Raw genomic sequence first — 18,606 nt, 5'->3', positions numbered from 1 at the left:
GCCCCCACAGTGCTATGGAAGGCTCTAGCCTCAGGGATGAAGGCTTATCTTGTGCATTAATAAAGAGACTGATAGTAATATCTTTTGATATTGATTATCATTAGTGTTTTGGGGGCTAGTGTGAAGGGGTAGATATGAAAGGGCGGGTATGAAAGGGTGGATATGAATCAGTCAGACTCGGTAAGCACCCGCGGCAGACTGGGGAGTACTACACTCCAGAATACAGATCATGTCGGGGTTATGTTGCAGCCTGGGCTCATTGTTTGCCACACCACGGCTGAGTGCCTAGGGGCGATTGATACGCCTAAGTCATTCTCGGGTGATCACCAGTTTCTGCATCTGAATTGCCAACTGGCGGGCAGGTTCGACGGCCAAGTGGGCAAGCGTACGCTGGATTACTCCCAAGGCGATGTGACCCTAGGCTATTCTGCCGGCGAGTCCTTTTTCATTCGCCACAGCCATGATTTTCAGAATTTAACGGTGATGGTTTCCCCTGATGCTCTTTATGGCTTGGCTGGAGAGGAGGTAGAGCCTCTGATTGGCAGAGAGAGGGGAGAAGAGGCTGATTTCTTCGTCCGCCATGCTGGCCAATGCCGCAAAACGATGCGCTCAGCGATGAGCATTGCCAATCTGATGAAAGATATACCGCAGCATCGATTATTGCTGCATGCGGCAACGTTAGATTTTCTTCACTGGCACTTGGCAGCGTTCCAGACCTGCCGTGGATGCGATGCACTCTCCCCCCGTGTATGCCGCCAACTGGATGGGGCCAAAGAACTTCTGCTACAAGATCTCAGTGACCCACCGACCATTGCAAAGCTCGCACGTGCTGTCGGTATGAACGAATGCAAACTGAAGATATGTTTTAAAAAGCGCTTTGGAACGACCATTTATGCGCTCTTCCAAGAAGAGCGCATGAAGAAAGCAAAACGCTTGCTGCAAGATTACAATGTCACTGAGACCGCTATGGTACTTGGCTATTCTAATGTCAGCCATTTCAGCACCGCTTTTCTGAAACAGTTCGGGTGCCTGCCGAGTAGAGTTAGACAGTTCGCTGGCGCTCCCACCCGCTGACCCCTAAGGCATCGGCTTGCTTTCTGTGTGTGCATTTAATGAGTGCTTGTTGACGTTTCTTCTCTATCTAGGCGAGAACGGTCATTGACACTGTTTGTGAATTGAAAAAGAATAAGAATCATTTTCGAAAATGGCGTTGGACTATTTCTTATGGCGGCGGTTCCCCAATCAGCCAAGACCACGGCGTATCACACTGGCTGCCGGGACTCACTCGGCCAACTCTATCACCACCATCACCCCTGGCTGCAGCAGTTGCTGAGTCGGCGGTTGGGCTGCGGCGAATCGGCGGCTGACCTGGCCCAGGACGCCTTTGTGCGGCTGCTGCAAACGCCGCGGCATCTGGATAGTTTCGACGGTGCCAGAGCCTACCTCAGCCGCATGGCTAAAGGGCTGTGCGTGGATCATTGGCGCCGCCAGGATATCGAGCGGGCCTGGCAAGAAGCCCTTGCTGCCCGCGCTGAGGTGCATTTGCCCTCCGTCGAACACCAGCAGATCGTCATCGAGACGTTGTGCGAAATCGACCGCATGCTGTCGCGGTTACCCGAAAAGGTCGCTACTGCTTTCCTGGCGTCGCAACTCCACGGCAAACCCTACCGGCAGATTGCTGAAGAACTCGGCGTTTCCGAACGGATGGTCAAGAAATACATGGCCCAGGCCATGCTGCAATGTGCCTTGATCGAAGCCGGTTTCGAGGCCAGCCTCTAAATGGCCTCTGCCGTCAGCCATGATGAAGCCGCCAAGCGCCGCGCGCTGGCGGAGGCCGCCGAGTGGTTTGCCGAATGGCAGGCAGGTGAACTCTCTTCAGCCCAACACGAACGGTGGCAGGCGTGGTTTGACGCCAGCGATGCCCACCGCTGGGCTTGGCAGCAGGTAGAAGGCGTTAGTCAACGTTTTAACGCCAACCTGGATGAGGCAGAGAGGCAGACCGCCGACCGGGTGATCAGCTCGGCGCGGCAACGACGGCGGGGGCGGTGGCACCTGCTGAGTGGGCTCTCTACCCTGGCGTTTGCGGCCGTGTTGATCGGGCTTTTCTGGCAGTGGACACCATTGCCCCAGTGGGTAGCGTACTGGGGCGCCGACTACCGTACCGCGACCGGCGACATTACCCGCATCGAACTAGATGACGGCACCCAAGTGTGGCTAAGCAGCGCCTCGGCGCTGGACGTAGACTATGACCACCAGCGGCGCCGACTGCAACTAGTGGCGGGCGAAGTGCTGATTACGACCGGCCAAGACCCCGAACGCCCCTTTTATGTGGATACCCGCAGTGCCCGGCTAACCCCCTTGGGCACCCGCTTTAGCGTGCGTCAACGCCAAACCGACGAACTGCTAGCGGTATTTGAGGGCGCGGTGGCTATTCAAACCCGTGGCGATGCCGACCATGTAAGCCAGCGCCAGGTGGTCGACGCCGGGCAACAGGCCAGCTACGCCTCTGGCGGCATTGGCGAACTCAACCCCGCCGACGGCAGCCGGGCTGCCTGGGCCAATGGGGTGTTGCTGGCCGAAAATATGTCGTTGAAAACCTTTGCCGCAGAGCTGAGCCAGCATCACCGTGGCCATCTTGAGGTCGACCCAGAGGTGGCGAATCTCACCCTGCTCGGTGCTTTCCCGCTGGACGATCTGGAGCGTACCTTGCACATGGTCGAGACCACGCTACCGGTGACGGTACGGCAAGTGATGCCCTGGTGGATCAAGATTGAGGCGGCCGGGTCAGAGCGCGAATAAAAGCGAGCTAATAGTAAAAGAAGAAAAATTGATTTTCCTGGTTCCCTTTTTTCGCGCTGGTTCGATTCCCCTATATAAGCAGCCAAAAACCATCTGCAAGGGGAATCAATATGCCGCAACAGCGCTCTGTATTATCTTCATCGTTAGCCGTTACCCGTCAGCTCCCACGGCGCCGCCGCGCCCTCGCGCTGGCGGTTCATCTCGCCGCCGCCGGTTTGCTAGCCACGCCGCTGCTGTCGCTACCTGCCATGGCGCAAACCAGCCAGCAGCAAACACGCCAGTACGCTATCCCCGCGGGCCCGGTCAGCACGGTGCTCAACCGCTTCGCCGCCGAGGCCGGTGTGTTTATCAGCGGTGCTGGCGAGCTAGGGCAAGGGCGCCAAAGCCCTGGCTTGGAGGGCCAGTATAGTGTTGATGAAGGGCTGGAACGGCTGCTGAATGGCACCCGCCTTAGGGCCGTGCGGCAGGGGGATGGGAGTTATCGGTTGGAAGAGCGGCCTGCTGGTGTGGAGCTTTCTACGATTGAGGTGACTGGAGCGCGCCTGCCCTACGGCATGACCGAAAACAGCAACTCCTACACTAGCGAGAGCGCTAACATCGGCTTAGTTCCACAGTCAGTGAAAGAAACGCCACAATCCGTCAGTGTTGTGACCAGAGAGCGCCTGGACGACCAAGGGACTACATCACTGGCGGAGGCCATGCGTAACGTAACGGGTATCACTGTGCGTGATTATGGCCCCAATCAGTATGAGATCAAGGCACGAGGCTATAATATTGAGTATTACCTTATGGATGGTAGCCCGGTGCAGGATGTTGGCAGCGCCTGGCAAAGTGCCGGCGTTTTTGACACAGCACTGCTCGATCATATCGAAGTACTGCGTGGGCCTGCGGGCATTCTCCATGGCTCCGGAGAACCCAGCGGCACTATAAATCTAGTGAGAAAGCGTGCGTTAGCTGATAACAAAGCATCTGTTACCCTTTCTGCCGGTACGGAGGATGCTTACCGGGGCGTTGTCGATATTACCGGCGCGCTAGACCGCGAAGGACGAGTTCGCGGTCGCTTCGTAGGTGTCTACGATGACAGAAAATCTTTTATTGACCACGTGTACTCAGAGAACCAAATCGGCTACGGCACACTTGAGTTTGACTTGTCTCCAGAAACGACACTGTCAATGGGTATTACTGTACAAGATGAGGAATTCCGCCCTCACTCTGGGCTGCCTATCTACAATGACGGCACCCTACCCAATGTAGACCGTTCCACCTACCTCGGATCCAACTGGGACAGGCAAACGGGAGATTCGCAGCGCTATTTCCTGGAGCTTGAACATCGCCTCGCCAACGGTGGCGAATTAACGCTCAAGGCCAATCGATTGGATCGCGATGCCAGCCAGATAAAAAGCAGTGAAGGGGTACTTACTCCTGATCAGAATTCTGGTGATTTTGCTATACGGCAGATCTCTTATGATATGGAGCAGCAGGACGATTATTTAGAGGCCCAGCTTAGAACGCCATTCAAACTTTTTGACGCTTCCCATGAAGCCGTATTTGGTGCTAATTATCAAGACAGATGGCAGACGAACGACTGGATCTACGGCGATCCACAGTACCTTCCTCAAAATCTGTTTGATCCAGCATATGATCGAGCTGAACCAGACTTCAATGTTTCTCCTGGCAGGTCAACTTATAGCACCAAACAATACGCGGCCTTCGGTCAAGCACGCTTCAATGTTGTCGATGATTTCACTGTTGCACTGGGTGGTCGATTCAATCGGTGGGAAACAGATAATTTTTTTGGCGGCAATACGTCCAGTGATGACGGTACAGAATTTCTCCCCTACGCTGGTTTAATCTATCGCCTCAACGAAGAGCTCAACCTTTACACCAGCTACACAGGCATATTTCAGCCGCAAACAGCTATGGCTAATAATGGTGAACCCATTGACCCGAGAGAAGGCGAACAATACGAGGCTGGCATCAAGGGTTCCCATTTTGGAGGCGATTTGAACTGGCACGCTGCGGTATTCCGTATTGAAGACACCAATCGTGCCTATGCTGATCCTAATAACCCAGGTTTTTCAATTCCCATCGGCGAAGCAAAGAGTGAAGGTTTCGAACTAGAAGTCAGCGGCCAACTGTTACCTCGTTGGGATCTCAGCGCTGGCTATGCTTATACGCAGACTGAGTTCGTAAGAGATGCTAACTCAGAAGGACTCACACTCTCGCCTGGCACACCTGAGCATAATTTCAACCTATGGTCACGTTATCGCTTTAGCGATAATCCAAATCAGGGCTGGCGCCTTGGTGCTGGCCTAAATACCGTCAGCAGTGTTTATGCCGAAAGCGGTGATACTCGTATTGATCAAGGGGGCTATACCACTGTTTCAGCCCTGATTGGTTATCGAGTCAATGAGAACTTAGATATCTCATTGAATGGCAACAACCTGACCGACAAGGAGTACTACTCTACAGTTCGAGGATCAACTAGGCATAATTATTACGGTGCTCCGCGTAATTTCATGATGTCTATGAAGTATGACTTCTAAGAAGTCAGTATAGTAACCAAACATCTCTATTAATAGGTATCTCATTCAGCCCCACTATGGGGCTGAATTTCATACAAGAATATTTCCAATCAAAAGCTAAGTGGTTCCACATAAGTTTTCGTGCACCACATTCATTATAATTCAATGGGTTAGAAATCATTCATGATCGTTTTTTTCTGCATAACCACTTACTACCCCCATTACTCGCCACCTTTCACTTAAACTAAGTTCGACTTTTTAAAAACGCCATCCACACAGAATATTATTAAAGGAGTTCGGTATGCATTTTTTTCAGCCACCACCTAAATTCTGGCGCACTCTTATTTTCTTGCTAGGACTTTACTTTATCACCAGTCCAACGCAGGCATCTGAATCCCCCTCATCTATTGCAGTTTTCGATTGGACCATTGCTGAAGCACTTCTTTCGCTTGATCCTCCCCCTGTTCTTATGGGCAACGTTCAGGATTTCCACACATGGACCGGCAATGACTACGTTGATGCTGATATAATAAATATTGGCACTCGGTCATTTCCTAACATGGAATTACTAAGCAGCATTGATCCTCAGTATATACTCCTTGCGCCTCGCCAAACCCGCATGGCAGCTACATTAGCGAATATAGCACCTTCCCACATAATCCACTCATTTCCATTCGTGAATAATAGTGGAGATGAGTTGTGGGAAAATTTTGATGCATTCATTCTTGAGATCGGTGAACTTTCAGGCCGAAGAGCTTCAGCAGAGCAATTAATTACAAATACTAAATCTAATCTAGCATCTTTAAAAGATGAGCTGGATCCTCCCCCCCCCCTACTAGTCGTCCAATTAATGACTGAGCAATACGTGCGTGTATACGGCGAAAACAGCATGTTTCAGGGAGTGTTAGATCGGTTAGGTCTTCAAAATGCGTGGACAAGAGATACTGATATATGGGGGCGCTCTCTGGTAAGTGTTAGAGAACTTTTCAATGATAATCTTGAAGACGCAAGGCTGGTTATTATAGAAAGTCCATTACCCGTAGGCATAGAACACAATATCGAAATGAGCGACATGTGGCGTTACCTTCCCAGTGTGCAGCGGGGCGATTATGTCGTTTTGCCATCTACTTTTTGGATAGGCGGCGTTCACCCCTCAGCCCTCCGCTTCGCCGAGGCTCTCGTTGAAGCACTGGAAACATCCGCAGAGCCCTAACACCACCAGTTTATCTTCAGGAATTTGATACTGCTAATACGCTTGTTGTGATGAGTGTTATCACTTGTAGGCTATGCCTGCTTTTGGCTTTTCTGGCGAATGTTACAACGTTATTTTCGTCGTTTGAGATCGCGGTAGAAGTTTTCGTGTGAGTCCAGGGCCATCAGTTCAAGGACAAGAGCGCCATCATCAAAACTATAGCCGAGCAGAGTCAGTTGCTTGTTCATCTTGAACTTATGGACTCGCAGGAAGGCCAGATCCCCTTTCTTTTGTTCTCCGATGTTGGGGTTGGCCATAAGCTCCTTCACGGCCAAATCAAGGTCCTTTTTCTGGTTAGGCTTGAGCTTCTTAACCGCTTTCTTGAATGTAGGGGTCTGTAATACACTCGTGGCTTTAACCAAAATCGTAGGCCTCCAACTGTCCGGCGTCCCGTTCTGCCTGCGCGATAATGGCCCGCCTTACAAACTCGTAGGGTAAATCGGGGTTATCTTCCATCATCTTGCCGATTTTTGCCCAATGCTCTATTTGCTTGGGCGGGGTCCGATTAAGCGCTTTGGCTATAATAGTTGCCTTTTCAATTAGGTTTTGATCTAAGCGAATGCTGTTCGTAGCCATTTGTACCTCCAGAGTCGGATTTTATTAACTGTAGCAAAGCGCCACAATTGAGGCAAGTTGTAACAAGGCGCTGTTGTCAGATCACTTTCCCGCTGGAGCTACAAAGCAGCCGCAAAGCGCAGCGTTTATCCCAGGCGGAGGTGGGGAAGGGGGATCTGCTGTCTCGTAGGCCGCCTCGCCATCTTTCATATCCGTAACGTCAGGAATCAATAGCAAGGGCTTGTATCCTCCTGGGTCACCCAATATGATGGCAATAATTATCATTTACATAATATTGAGGCCAGAAGGTAACCATGTCGTCTGGGAATTACCCACTGCGCGAGCAGGTACATACCCTCTATTCCGAGCATCACCGCTGGCTGCTTGGCTGGCTGCGCGGTCGTTTGGGCTGTTCGCAGCAAGCGGCGGATTTTGCTCAGGATACCTTCGTGCGCATTCTGGGGCGCAGTGATGCCGAACGCCAAATTGAGGCTATCCGTGAGCCACGCAGTTTTCTGACGACCATCGCCAATCGGGTTCTGATCGATCATTTCCGCCGCCACGCGCTGGAAAAGGCCTATCAGGAAAGCCTTGCCTTGCAGCCAGAATCGGTTGCCATTTCGCTAGAAGAACAGGCCATCATGCTGGAAACCCTGCACGAACTGGATGCCATGCTCAGCGGCCTTGGGAGTAACGTAAGGCGAGCCTTCTTGTTATCGCAGTTACAGGGTATGCGCTACGCGGATATTGCCCAGGAGCTGGGGGTATCGCTCAGCTCAGTCAAAAAATACATGGCCAAGGCGACCGAGTCCTGTTTGCTCTATGCGCTGGAAGCGGAGCTGTAACCGTTGACTGTCACAGCCCCCCATGAACTGGCCCAGTCTCGGCGGGAGGCACTGCAAGCGGCCGCGCAATGGTATGCACGCCTGTGCTCGGAAGAGGCAGGGCCAGCAGACGAGCAGGCCCTGCAGCAGTGGCTAAACAGCGACCCCATGCACCAGTGGGCCTGGCAGCGGGTAGACCAACTGCAGGCCCGGCTTGGTCGAGTGCCGGGCCACCTGGCACTAAACACACTGGAGCGGGCCGAACAGCACTTCAGTGTGAGCCGTCGTAGTGTGTTGAAAAGCCTGGTACTGATGCTGGGAACGGGGACTCTGGGCGTGGCCGCCTACCGCCACGCTCCCATGGAGCAATGGCTGGCGGATCATCACACCGCCTCCGGTGAGATCAAACAGCTAACGCTGGCGGATGGCACCACCTTGATACTCAATACCGCTTCGGCGGTGGATATCCACTTTGATGCCAACGAGCGCCTGGTGATATTACGCGCAGGCGAAATCATGGTGACCACCGCCAGCGATAGTAACGAGAACCCGCGACCTTTTATTGTGCAAACGCCACAGGGCAGGGTGCGCGCTCTGGGCACGCGGTTCTCGGTGCGGATGATGGAAGGAGGAACCCAGGTCGCTGTGTTCGAGCACAGCGTGGAAGTGACTACTCACTCGGGGGCTCAAAACCAGTGCCCTGCTGGCCAGCAGCTCACCTTTACCGCCGACACGGCGTCCCCACCGACAGGCCTGGCACCCACCGATGACGCCTGGACTCGCCAGATGCTGGTGGTGCAAAACATGCCTCTGGATGCGTTTCTTGCCGAGCTGGGCCGCTACCGCACGGGCGTTTTACGCTGCGCGCCCAGCGTGGCTAATTTCCGTATTACCGGCGCTTTCAGGGTGGACGACACCGATCAGGCGCTGCATGCGCTGAGCAAATCCTTCCCGGTATCGGTCAATTTCCGTACGCGTTATTGGGTGACAGTAGCGGAGCGGTAGTATTTTGTGCTTCATGTCCAGCAGATCATCATGCTCAGCCGCAGTGCCAGGGGCAGTAACCGCTCACCCGGCGATCAACCGATTCCAAATAACGGAGTTTTCATTCCCAAATAACAGGTTTTTCATTCCCAGATATCATTCTGTATAGTTCCAATTATCATAAAAATTGGAGGCGGCAGTATGTACCCACGATTTGTAAAGCTCCGAGTAGAGGAAGCCCTTGCAGATACTCCTGTGGTTTTGATTGTGGGGCCGCGTAGAGCAGGTAAAACCACGCTTGTCCGCAAGATGGGCGAAGCTGGGCGAACCTACATCACTCTGGACGATCAGACGACCCTCGAAGCTGCTCGCTCCGATCCGGTGGGATTTATTCGCGGTTTGGGCCGGGCTACTATCGACGAAATTCAACGCGTGCCTGAACTGCTTCTGGCGATCAAGAAGGCTGTGGATGATGACTATGGCCCTGGTCGCTTCCTGCTGACCGGCTCCGCGAATGTGCTCACCTTGCCGCGGGTTGCCGATAGCCTGGCTGGCCGGATGGAAACTATTCGCATGCTACCACTTGCGCGAGCTGAAATTTCGGGCACAGAGCCAACCTTCCTGGAGCGCCTGTTTACGGGTGAGCTAAAGAGCAACCCGGGAGCTATTGTTGGCGATGAATTTATCCAGCTTGCCTTGCTCGGTGGTTTCCCAGAGGCGGTAAGCCGCGAGAGCGAGCGTCGCCGCCAGGATTGGGCTCGCTCCTATCTAACAGCGGTGCTGACCCGTGATCTCAAGGATATTGCTGACATTGATAAACTGACCGAACTGCCGAAATTCGTTCGTTTTCTGGCAGAGCATTCGGGGTGTTTGGTCAATTACTCGCGGTTCGGTGCTAGTATCGGGGTTAGCCATAAGACTGGACAACGCTACGTTGCGCTGTTGGAACAAATTTTCCTCGTTTCAACTTTGCAGCCCTGGTACACGAACACATTGAAACGGCTAGCCAAGACACCCAAGCTGCACTTTCTCGATTCCGGTCTGCTCGCAACAGTACGCGGTTTGAGCTTCGACCGCGTGCGAACCAACCGGAATCTATTCGGCTCACTGCTCGAAAGCTTTGTATTCTCTGAAGTGTTGAAACTTATGACGGCGTCGACCCTGCGGTTAACGCCTTATCATTTCCGCGATCAACAGATGCATGAAGTGGACATAGTGCTGGAGCGTGATGACGGTATGATTGTGGGCATCGAGGTTAAGGCATCGGCGACGGTGAAATCCAGCGACTTCGCCGGACTGCGAACGCTGGCCGATGCGTGCAAGGAAAGGTTTGCCTATGGTGTTGTGCTTTACGATAGCGCCGATTTCGTTCCCTTTGGAGATAAGTTGGCGGCGGCTCCCTTGTCATCCCTGTGGTGTTAGCTGTCTCTTTAAAGCACTATATCCGCACCCGTTACTGGTTGACGGTGGACGAGAAAAATAATTTTTACCCATGGCGGTACCTTTTGGTTTCCCCGTTCGACTTACTGGTTAAAGAGGCACTTTTTTGTTGCTAACCAGAGGGGAATCCATGCACAACACGACGTTTAAAAAAACGCGGCTTGCCCATGCAATTGGCGGCGCAATGCTGTGTACAGCGCTATCACTGCCCGGCGTGCTGCTGCCACTGACCGCCCACGCCCAGCAGCCATCTCAGCAACAATCGCAGCAACAATCGCAGCAACCAGCCCAGCAAAGTGCGCAGCATTTTGAAGTGCCCGCCGGTGACCTGGGCAATGCCCTCAGCCGCTTTGCCGCTGATTCCGGCGTGGTTATCTACTTTGATGCCAGCCTGACCCAGGGTAAGCAAACCCGCGGGCTATCCGGCGATTACAACGTCGAAAGTGGATTGCGGGCACTGCTCAGCGGGAGTGGTTTGTCTCTGGTTAAGGAAGCCGATGGTAGTTATCGGTTAGTGGAGCGGCCTGCGGATGTGGCGCTTTCTACGGTGCGTGTGGAGGCTGAGTGGCAAAGTTCTGTGACCACTGAGGGCAGTGACTCTTTTACCACGGATCGAACCACCATTGGTTTGAGCGAACAGGCCATCAAGGATGTCCCGCAGTCAGTCAGTGTATTGACCCGCGAAAGACTCGACGATCAAAATCTGACTTCCCTCAAGGAAGCAATGGAGCAGACTACCGGTGTCAGCGTGATGACATACGGGCCAAATCAGTATCAACTTAGGGCTCGTGGCTACGATATTGATTCCCTAATGCTAGATGGAAGCCGAGTTACAGCACCCTACAGCGCCCTAGCTAATACTAAGCTCTATGACACGGCGCTCTACGACCGTATTGAGGTTATGCGGGGGCCTACGGGTATACTCATGGGTAGTGGCGAGCCCAGCGGTACGGTCAACTTGGTGCGCAAACGTGCCCGGCGAGATTTTGGCTTCGATATGTCATTGTCTGCCGGCACTTGGGACGCCTATCGCAGTACGGTTGACGTCACTGGTTCGCTAAATGAGAGTGGTAGCCTGCGCGGCAGAATCGTGGGGGTCTACGATGAACAAGAGTCGTTCATCGATGAGGTTTATGCCCAAGACTCTGTTGGTTACGGCACGTTGGAATACGATATCACTCCGGACACTACATTGTCGGTCGGCGTCGCTAGGCATACGGGAGATTCTCGCCCTCATTCTGGTTTGCCCGTTGCCAGTAACGGCAACTTATTCGATGTTGACCGCTCAACCTATCTCGGTTCGTCATGGGATCGTTCGCATGCAAATGCGACACGCTACTTTGCTGATCTAGAACACTATCTTAATAATGGCGGCATCTTTAATTTAAAAGCTAATCAGATAGAAACATATAGAATGAATGTCACAAGTAGCGAAGGTGCTTCAGTACTTGATGAACACTCTGGCGACATTTTGACTCGAAATATCTCTTGGCATAATCGCGACAAGAACGAGTCAATGAATATCAGTCTAACCACTCCTTTTCGTCTATTCGATTCCGAACATATTGCTTCTTTAGGAGCCAGCTACAACGACAAGGACAAGCTTAGTCAATACTCTTATGGGGAGGGAGATTATTTCAACCAGCATTCACTCCAGAATCTCTATTCCCCACATGAATTGCCAGAGCCTGACAGCTATCCTCTGTATGCTGGGCATGTCGGCGCCGATTTGAAGCAAAAGGGCATATATGGGCAAGCCAACTGGTCTATCACATCACGCCTAAGCCTAGTGACTGGCGGACGTCTTGATTGGTACGACATCACATCAGACCTTGCTGAAGGAGATTGGGGTCGTCATAGAAGTGGCAGCGGCCGCGAATTCTCTCCTTATTACGGGATTATCTATGAAATAACCCCAAGCATTAATTTTTATACAAGCATGTCAAATATCTTTCAGCCGCAAACAGAGGTTGAATCTAGCGGGGAGATTATCGAGCCACGCACAGGAGAGCAAATTGAAGCGGGTGTAAAGGGTGGATCACCCAATGGAGAGCTCAATTGGCATCTTGCTGTATTCAATATTGAGGATCAGAACCGAGCCTATACAGACCCCGCCAACTCTGCTTTCTCTATCCCGCTTGGAGAGACGCGCAGCCGGGGTTTTGAAGCAGAAGTCTCCGGTAGCCCATTACCGCGTTTAGATATAAGCGCCGGTTACGCATATACAGATACTGAGTATACGCGTGATGCAAGTCTGGAGGGATTATCGCTATCACCTGATACACCACGGCATAACTTAAAACTTTGGGCACGTTATCGCTTCTCTGACGATGCCAACCAAGGATGGCGTATTGGTGCTGGCGTTAATACTGTCAGCAGCATTTATGCTGAAGATGGCACTAATCGATGGGAGCAAGGTGGCTATACCTTACTTTCAGCTCAGTTAGGTTATCGCTTCAATGAGCACCTTGATGTGAGCTTTAAGGGGAATAATCTTACTGATGAAAAATATTATTCGACGGTTCGAGCTAACACTAGACACAATTACTATGGAGATCCCCGCAATTTTTCGTTGAATCTTAATTATAGCTACTGAGTGCTAAAAGGGAGGCTTTATATTGATTAGCCTCCCAGTGTTTTCTACTGGCTGTTTCGATAGTTAAAAGAGAGAGGTATGATTTTTTTATTGATGTTTAGTTATCGAAAATTATGTAAAGCAATGGTCGTTTTTTTTGCCTTATGTTCGACAGGAATCCAGGCATCCACACCATCACCTATAGCAGCTCTCGACCTTCTAATTGCTGAAACGCTTATTGAAATAGGAGTATCTCCTGTTGTGGTTAAGCAACTGAGCTCTCTTAACTTCTGGACTGGCAATACTTATATATCCTCAAATATGATAGAGGTTGGGTTGCCGGGGCCAAATATGGAACTGCTTCAACAAGTTTTACCAAGCATGATTTTGCTTGCACCTTGGCAAACTAACCAGGAAGCACGGCTTTCGTCCGTTGCTCCAGTTAACGTTGTTGATAATTATCCTTACACGGCTGAAGGCGATGTCTGGGATAGGCTATTAAGCTTCACATATGAACTTGGCGAATTAGCCGAACAGCAGCAGCAAGCAAGCCATCTTGTTCAAGAAACTCAGGCTCGGTTGGCCATCCTAAGAGAGCATGTCGCGAAAGACTGTGAGCCTTTGCTGTTCATACAGCTACTGGATGAAAGGCATATCCGTGTATTTGGTGACAATAGTTTTGTGCATGCTGTTTCTCAGCAACTGGGTCTATGCAATGCCTGGAAAGGTGCAACTAATCAGTGGGGGTATGCCCAAGTAGGCGTTGAGAATTTATTCAATACTGAGGCCAGATTAGTGATTATCAGATCCTATAATTCAGATGGTCTCGAGGAGCAAATAGCTCGTACTGCTTTATGGCGTTACCTGCCCAGTGTAAGACGCGGTGATGTCATTGTGCTTCCTAGCACTTTCTGGATTGCTGGAGGACTCCCCTCAGCCCTCCGCTTCGCCGAGTCCCTAGTTGAAGCACTGGAAACGCCTCCTGAGCCCTAACGCCACCTATTTTCCTCAGGACTTTGATACTGCTAATGCGCCTGCTGTGACGAGTGTTATCACGTGTCGGCGGTGTCTGCATAAGGCGCTCGCTTGCATCTTTTATGATATGTTATTACGTTGCATTGATATCTATGTTCTGCCTAACATCTTCCCTTTGTGGACTGTTCAGTAGGAGTCAATATGTCCGACTTTATTCCCAGCACCTATGACGAATGGCACCACTGCATCACTGAAATTTGCGGTATTCCGCTGACCGAGTCCTACATCCGCCAGCGCATCAACGCCTTAAATAATCACAGGGACTTTATGACAACGCGTTTTATCGAGTTGTACGGAGAGTCTCAGCGTCAGCAGACTCTGGTTTGGTTTGAACAAGCCCTAAGCGAAGTGGGCTAAGGGTTAATAATTCGATACTGCTAATACGTTTGTAATGATACGTATTATCATTTATTGTTTGCGCTTGGTTTTGCCCTCTTTTTTTGGGGCAATTGGCACAGGCAATCAATGGCAATGGGCGATGGTATCGATAAAGCAGCAGGCTAGGCGCGAGGCTCCTTTCGACGCGCTCTATCACAATCATCATAGCTGGCTGCGGCGCTGGTTGAATGCCAAGCTGGGCTGTTCCCATACCGCTGCTGATCTTGCTCACGATACCTATCTACGCATACTGGCGCGGGGCTCCACGCCTGCGCCGGATCAGTCGCGGCGTTTTCTAACCCAGATCGCCAAGGGGTTAGTGATCGATCACTACCGCCGTCAGCGCATTGAAACAGCCTACCTTGAAGCTCTAAGCCATCTCCCTGAGCCCATGTCGTCTTCCCCAGAGGAGCAAGCACTCACTATCGAGGCATTGGTCGAAATCGATGCGCTTCTGCATGGGCTGCCTGAAAAGCCACGCCGGGCGTTTCTAATGTGTCGTCTTGATGGCCTGAACTACTCGGAAATTGCCAATTCATTGGGTGTTTCGGTCTCCTCGGTGGAGAAGTACATCGCCAGGGCGTTGCTGGTGTGTCACCAGGCCATGCATGAATCTCAACCCTAAGCGAGCCGATGCCATGAGTCCACCGTCCGTCAACGCCTCCCAAGAGACGCCTTCTCAAAAAAACATCTCCCCCATTGTTCTGGAGCAGGCCAGCCTGTGGATGGCACGGCTATGGAGCGACGATGCCACTGACGCCCAGCGTGAGGCTTGCCTGCAATGGCGCCAAGCCGCGCCTGAGCACGAACGTGCCTGGCAGCAGCTTCAAGCGATCGACGGCCGACTGGGAACGTTGCCGAGCCATGCGGCGCGCAGTGAGTTATTCGAGGCCTCTTCGCAGGTCTCCAGGCGTCATTTGTTGCAGTGGGGCGGCGTTGCGTTGCTCGCAGGTGGTCTGGGGTTTGGGCTACCGCGCACGCCCCAATGGCAGCGCCAATTTGCCGACTACGCGACCGGCATTGGCGAGATGCGAGAGGTGACGTTGAGCGATGGCACTCAACTGCGCCTGGATACCGATACTGCCATCAACATCAGCTTCGACGCGGATCAACGGCGCATCCACCTTGTGCGTGGTGGTGTGCTGATTACCACGTCCAAAACCGCAGATGCCCGCACATTCAGCGTGATGACGCGAGAGGGGCTTTCCTATCCGCTAGGCACCCGCTTTAGCGTGCAGCAGCATAGCGATAGCACCCACGTAGCGGTTTTCGAGGGGCAGGTGGCCCTGGAGCGACGGGGAAGTAACGAACGGACAACGCTGGATGCTGGCCAGCAGGCCGCTATGAGCGCCGAGCGGGTGACGACGCCCGAGCCGCTAGACGCGACCGAACTGGCGCGCTTTGAGGGGCGGCTGGTAGCGGAGAGCATGCGGGTGATCGAAGTGCTCGATACCTTGAAGCGCTATCGCCATGGGGTATTGCGCTGTTCGCCTGAGGTAGCCAACCGGCGGGTGAGCGGCGTGTTCTCGCTGCAAAACACCGACCGTGCCCTGGCCAGCCTTGCCGATGCTTTGTCGCTGGAGCTGGTTTACCGCACGCCGCTATGGGTGACCCTGAAGCCGCGCAGTGAAGGATAGAAATAAAGCGGAAAAATTTCATAAAAAAATGAGGGATTCTCGTTCTCGTTCGGAAGAGAGGATGTAGACATAAAAAATGCATCACTCAACGGGGATCTTCATGACGACGCAGCAAGCGCATTCTCGCTTTATCCGGACTCCTCTGGCGCGAGCCATTAAATACAGCCTGCTGGCCAGTTGCCTGGCAGGTGGCTTGCCGGCCACAGCGCTTGCCCAACAAGCCACAGGACAGGGTGCCGCCACTCAGCAAACCTATTCAATCGAAGCAGGGCGCCTCGACACCGCCCTTAACCGTTTTGCGGTCAGTGCAGGTATTGAGATTGCCTTCGATGCTACCTTGACCGCCGGGAAACAAACCAGCGGGCTTCAGGGCCAATATGGCGTAAATGACGGCTTGCAGCGCCTGTTGGCTGGGACAGGCCTTGCGCCAGTGCGCCGCGGCGATGGTGGTTATCAGTTGGAAGAGCGGCCCACGGATGTAGAGCTTTCGACGATGCGCGTGGAAGCGGATTGGATGCAGGAGACGGCCCGGGGGCCAGTAGAGGGGATTGCAGCCACCCGCAGCGCGACAGGCACCAAGACCGATACGCCGATTATTGAAACGCCACAGTCTATCTCGGTAGTGAGTAGTGAAGAATTTCGCAATTATGGTGCGCGGAACGTCAACCAAGCTCTGGGTTATACGGCTGGATTGTCAAGCGCTTATGGCGGGGGAAGCGCTGATACAACCCAGGATAGCATGACAAGTCGCGGCTTCGGCTTATTCGACAGTTACCGAGATGGTAGTAAATATCAAGTGAATGTGTTCGACGGACAGCAGGAGCTTTATGGCCTAGAGCGTTTGGAGGTGCTCAAAGGTCCTTCGTCAATACTCTACGGCGTGGCCTCACCTGGGGGCTTGATCAACACAGTTAGCAAGCGCCCCACCAATGAACCTTTGCGCGAAGTTAATATTCAGGCAGGCAGTTTTGATCGGCGCCAAATATCTGCCGACTTCTCTGATGCTTTGGATGAAGAGGGCGAGTTTTCTTACCGTTTGACCATGCTGCGACGCGAAAGCAACACTTTTATTGACCATGTGCCCGATGATCGTACTTATATCGCTCCCGCTTTTAAGTGGCAACCTAACGAGGGTACATCGCTGACTTTGCTAGGCGAGTATCAACATGATGAGAGCGTCTATTTCTGGGGACTTCCTTCCAATGGCACCATACTTCCTAATCCCAATGGAGACATTGCCAGAGAACGTTTTGGAGGAGAACCGGGGTATGATGAATTTGATAACGAACGCTACTCTATCGGCTACTTGTTTGAACACGCTTTCTCAGATCGCCTGAAACTACGCCATAACTTACGTACCATGAACACCGATAGAGACGTCGACAATACTGGCCTCACTCAGAGCCCTGCGAGCACCGACGGGCGACTCTATTCAAGAACCGCAAATGATCGGCGTGATGCTTCCAAAGCACTCACCTCTGATACTTCTTTGCAGTATGACTGGGACGCCGGAGCAACGACAAATACATCTCTGGTTGGCCTCGACTACACCCGCCAGCGGCAAGAATCTGAGCGTTACCGCCGCACCATTTCACCTATTGATCTCTATGATCCAGTATATGGCAGCGAGCTAGGGGAACCTATCCCTAACACCTACTCACAAGTCAACCGTAATGAGCAAGTAGGCCTGTATTTTCAGAACCAAATGAAAATTGCCGATAAATGGGTTGTCATGTTGGGCGGCCGCCAGGATTGGACGGATACCAAATCTTCCCGGTATTTCGACCCTTCACAAAAACAGCAGCAAGATGATGATGCCTTCACTGGCCGTCTGGGGTTCGTTTACCTAGCCGATAATGGTTTAGCTCCCTTTGCCAGTTTTAGTCAATCATTCGAGGTGGCGACTGGTACTGACCGTAGTGGTAATCAATTCGAGCCCACCCGAGGCGAGCAGACTGAGCTTGGTATCCGTTTCCAACCAGAAGGTTGGGATACTCTGTTAACCGCTACCGCCTATGAGTTGACTCAGGAAAACGTGCTGGTTACCGACCCAGTTGATACCAGCTTCCGGACACAAATAGGCGAGGTACGCTCCCGCGGCGTCGAGTTGGAAGCCAAGACGGAGGTTGGTCCCAATGCTAACCTGGTCGCAGCTTATGCCTACACAGATGCCCGGACGACTAAAAGTAGCCCGGCCACTCCCAAAAATGTCGGCGAACGAACCGGTCAAACACCCTACAACCAGTTCTCATTATGGGGTGATTATCGCTTCAGTGATTTCGGATTCCCAGGTCTAAAAGTGGGTTCTGGTGTCCGCTATGTTGGTTCAACGCTACCTAACTCATTTCTTGATGGTGAAGTGTCTGATTTCACACTTGTTGACGCCATGGTCAGCTATGAGACGGGCCCATGGCTACTATCCTTAAATGCGACCAACTTGACCGATGAAACCTATATCGAGTCCTGTACCTATGCGTGTTTCTATGGCGAGCCTCGCAGTATTGTAGGCACAGCTTCCTATCAGTGGTGATTGGGGGTCATGCAATACTTCATGCCGGGATGTCATCACTGGAAGATATTAATCTTGTGCATGAAAACCACA

16 protein-coding genes are annotated in these 18,606 nt (G+C 52.3%); 14 read left to right on the top strand and 2 right to left on the bottom strand.

The features are described from left to right. Window positions 1-162: 162 nt before the first annotated feature. From QT230_RS03970 to QT230_RS03950, 5 genes are all read left to right on the top strand, one after another. Complete coding sequence (locus QT230_RS03970) at window positions 163-1,074, top strand: AraC family transcriptional regulator (RefSeq protein ID WP_308320266.1); 912 nt, start codon at window positions 163-165, stop codon at window positions 1,072-1,074. A gap of 150 nt (window positions 1,075-1,224) precedes the next feature. Beyond that, on the top strand, window positions 1,225-1,779 hold the full coding sequence (locus QT230_RS03965) for a sigma-70 family RNA polymerase sigma factor (RefSeq protein WP_308320264.1): 555 nt from the start codon (window positions 1,225-1,227) through the stop codon (window positions 1,777-1,779). After that, on the top strand, window positions 1,780-2,799 hold the full coding sequence (locus QT230_RS03960) for a FecR domain-containing protein (RefSeq protein WP_308320263.1): 1,020 nt from the start codon (window positions 1,780-1,782) through the stop codon (window positions 2,797-2,799). Window positions 2,800-2,909: 110 nt separating this feature from the next. Beyond that, the gene (locus QT230_RS03955; protein WP_308320262.1) at window positions 2,910-5,345 is read left to right on the top strand and encodes a TonB-dependent siderophore receptor; all 2,436 of its coding nucleotides are present in this window, start codon (window positions 2,910-2,912) and stop codon (window positions 5,343-5,345) included. 280 nt (window positions 5,346-5,625) lie between these two features. Beyond that, the gene (locus QT230_RS03950) at window positions 5,626-6,537 is read left to right on the top strand and encodes an ABC transporter substrate-binding protein (protein WP_308320261.1); all 912 of its coding nucleotides are present in this window, start codon (window positions 5,626-5,628) and stop codon (window positions 6,535-6,537) included. Between the two features lie 110 nt (window positions 6,538-6,647). Here the strand turns inward: QT230_RS03950 and QT230_RS03945 are convergent, their stop codons facing one another. Both QT230_RS03945 and QT230_RS03940 read right to left on the bottom strand, forming a co-directional pair. After that, window positions 6,648-6,938: a type II toxin-antitoxin system RelE/ParE family toxin gene (locus tag QT230_RS03945; RefSeq protein WP_308320260.1), complete on the bottom strand. Its 291-nt coding sequence runs from the start codon at window positions 6,936-6,938 to the stop codon at window positions 6,648-6,650. Further along, on the bottom strand, window positions 6,931-7,152 hold the full coding sequence (locus tag QT230_RS03940; protein ID WP_308320259.1) for a hypothetical protein: 222 nt from the start codon (window positions 7,150-7,152) through the stop codon (window positions 6,931-6,933). The genes QT230_RS03945 and QT230_RS03940 overlap by 8 nt, the downstream gene beginning before the upstream one ends. A 293-nt stretch (window positions 7,153-7,445) precedes the next feature. On the opposite strand from QT230_RS03940, the gene QT230_RS03935 reads away from it, so the two are divergent. The 9 genes from QT230_RS03935 (at window position 7,446) to QT230_RS03895 (ending at window position 18,534) form a co-directional block, all read left to right on the top strand. Further along, window positions 7,446-7,976 (top strand): sigma-70 family RNA polymerase sigma factor, encoded by a 531-nt coding sequence (locus QT230_RS03935; RefSeq protein WP_308320258.1) that lies wholly within the window; start codon window positions 7,446-7,448, stop codon window positions 7,974-7,976. A gap of 3 nt (window positions 7,977-7,979) precedes the next feature. Continuing rightward, on the top strand, window positions 7,980-8,960 hold the full coding sequence (locus QT230_RS03930) for a FecR domain-containing protein (RefSeq protein WP_308320257.1): 981 nt from the start codon (window positions 7,980-7,982) through the stop codon (window positions 8,958-8,960). A gap of 180 nt (window positions 8,961-9,140) precedes the next feature. Beyond that, entirely contained in the window at window positions 9,141-10,361 is a 1,221-nt protein-coding gene (locus tag QT230_RS03925) for an ATP-binding protein (protein ID WP_308320255.1), read from the top strand. Window positions 10,362-10,509: 148 nt separating this feature from the next. Beyond that, window positions 10,510-12,975, top strand: a complete 2,466-nt coding sequence (locus QT230_RS03920) for a TonB-dependent siderophore receptor (RefSeq protein WP_308320253.1) — start codon at window positions 10,510-10,512, stop codon at window positions 12,973-12,975. Window positions 12,976-13,053: 78 nt separating this feature from the next. Continuing rightward, a complete protein-coding gene (locus QT230_RS03915; RefSeq protein WP_308320251.1) occupies window positions 13,054-13,947 on the top strand; it encodes an ABC transporter substrate-binding protein in 894 nt (297 codons plus the stop codon). Window positions 13,948-14,130: 183 nt separating this feature from the next. Next, on the top strand, window positions 14,131-14,346 hold the full coding sequence (locus QT230_RS03910) for a hypothetical protein (protein ID WP_308320249.1): 216 nt from the start codon (window positions 14,131-14,133) through the stop codon (window positions 14,344-14,346). A gap of 121 nt (window positions 14,347-14,467) precedes the next feature. Beyond that, the gene (locus QT230_RS03905) at window positions 14,468-14,992 is read left to right on the top strand and encodes a sigma-70 family RNA polymerase sigma factor (protein ID WP_308320248.1); all 525 of its coding nucleotides are present in this window, start codon (window positions 14,468-14,470) and stop codon (window positions 14,990-14,992) included. Window positions 14,993-15,005: 13 nt separating this feature from the next. Next, window positions 15,006-16,004, top strand: a complete 999-nt coding sequence (locus QT230_RS03900; protein WP_308320247.1) for a FecR family protein — start codon at window positions 15,006-15,008, stop codon at window positions 16,002-16,004. A gap of 100 nt (window positions 16,005-16,104) precedes the next feature. Continuing rightward, window positions 16,105-18,534, top strand: coding sequence for a TonB-dependent siderophore receptor (locus tag QT230_RS03895; RefSeq protein ID WP_308320245.1), 2,430 nt, complete (start codon window positions 16,105-16,107; stop codon window positions 18,532-18,534). Window positions 18,535-18,606 lie beyond the last annotated feature (72 nt).

It is taken from the genome of Halomonas sp. SpR8, assembly GCF_031010195.1.
GTDB lineage: Bacteria > Pseudomonadota > Gammaproteobacteria > Pseudomonadales > Halomonadaceae > Vreelandella.
This window is presented reverse-complemented; position numbering and strand designations above follow the sequence as displayed.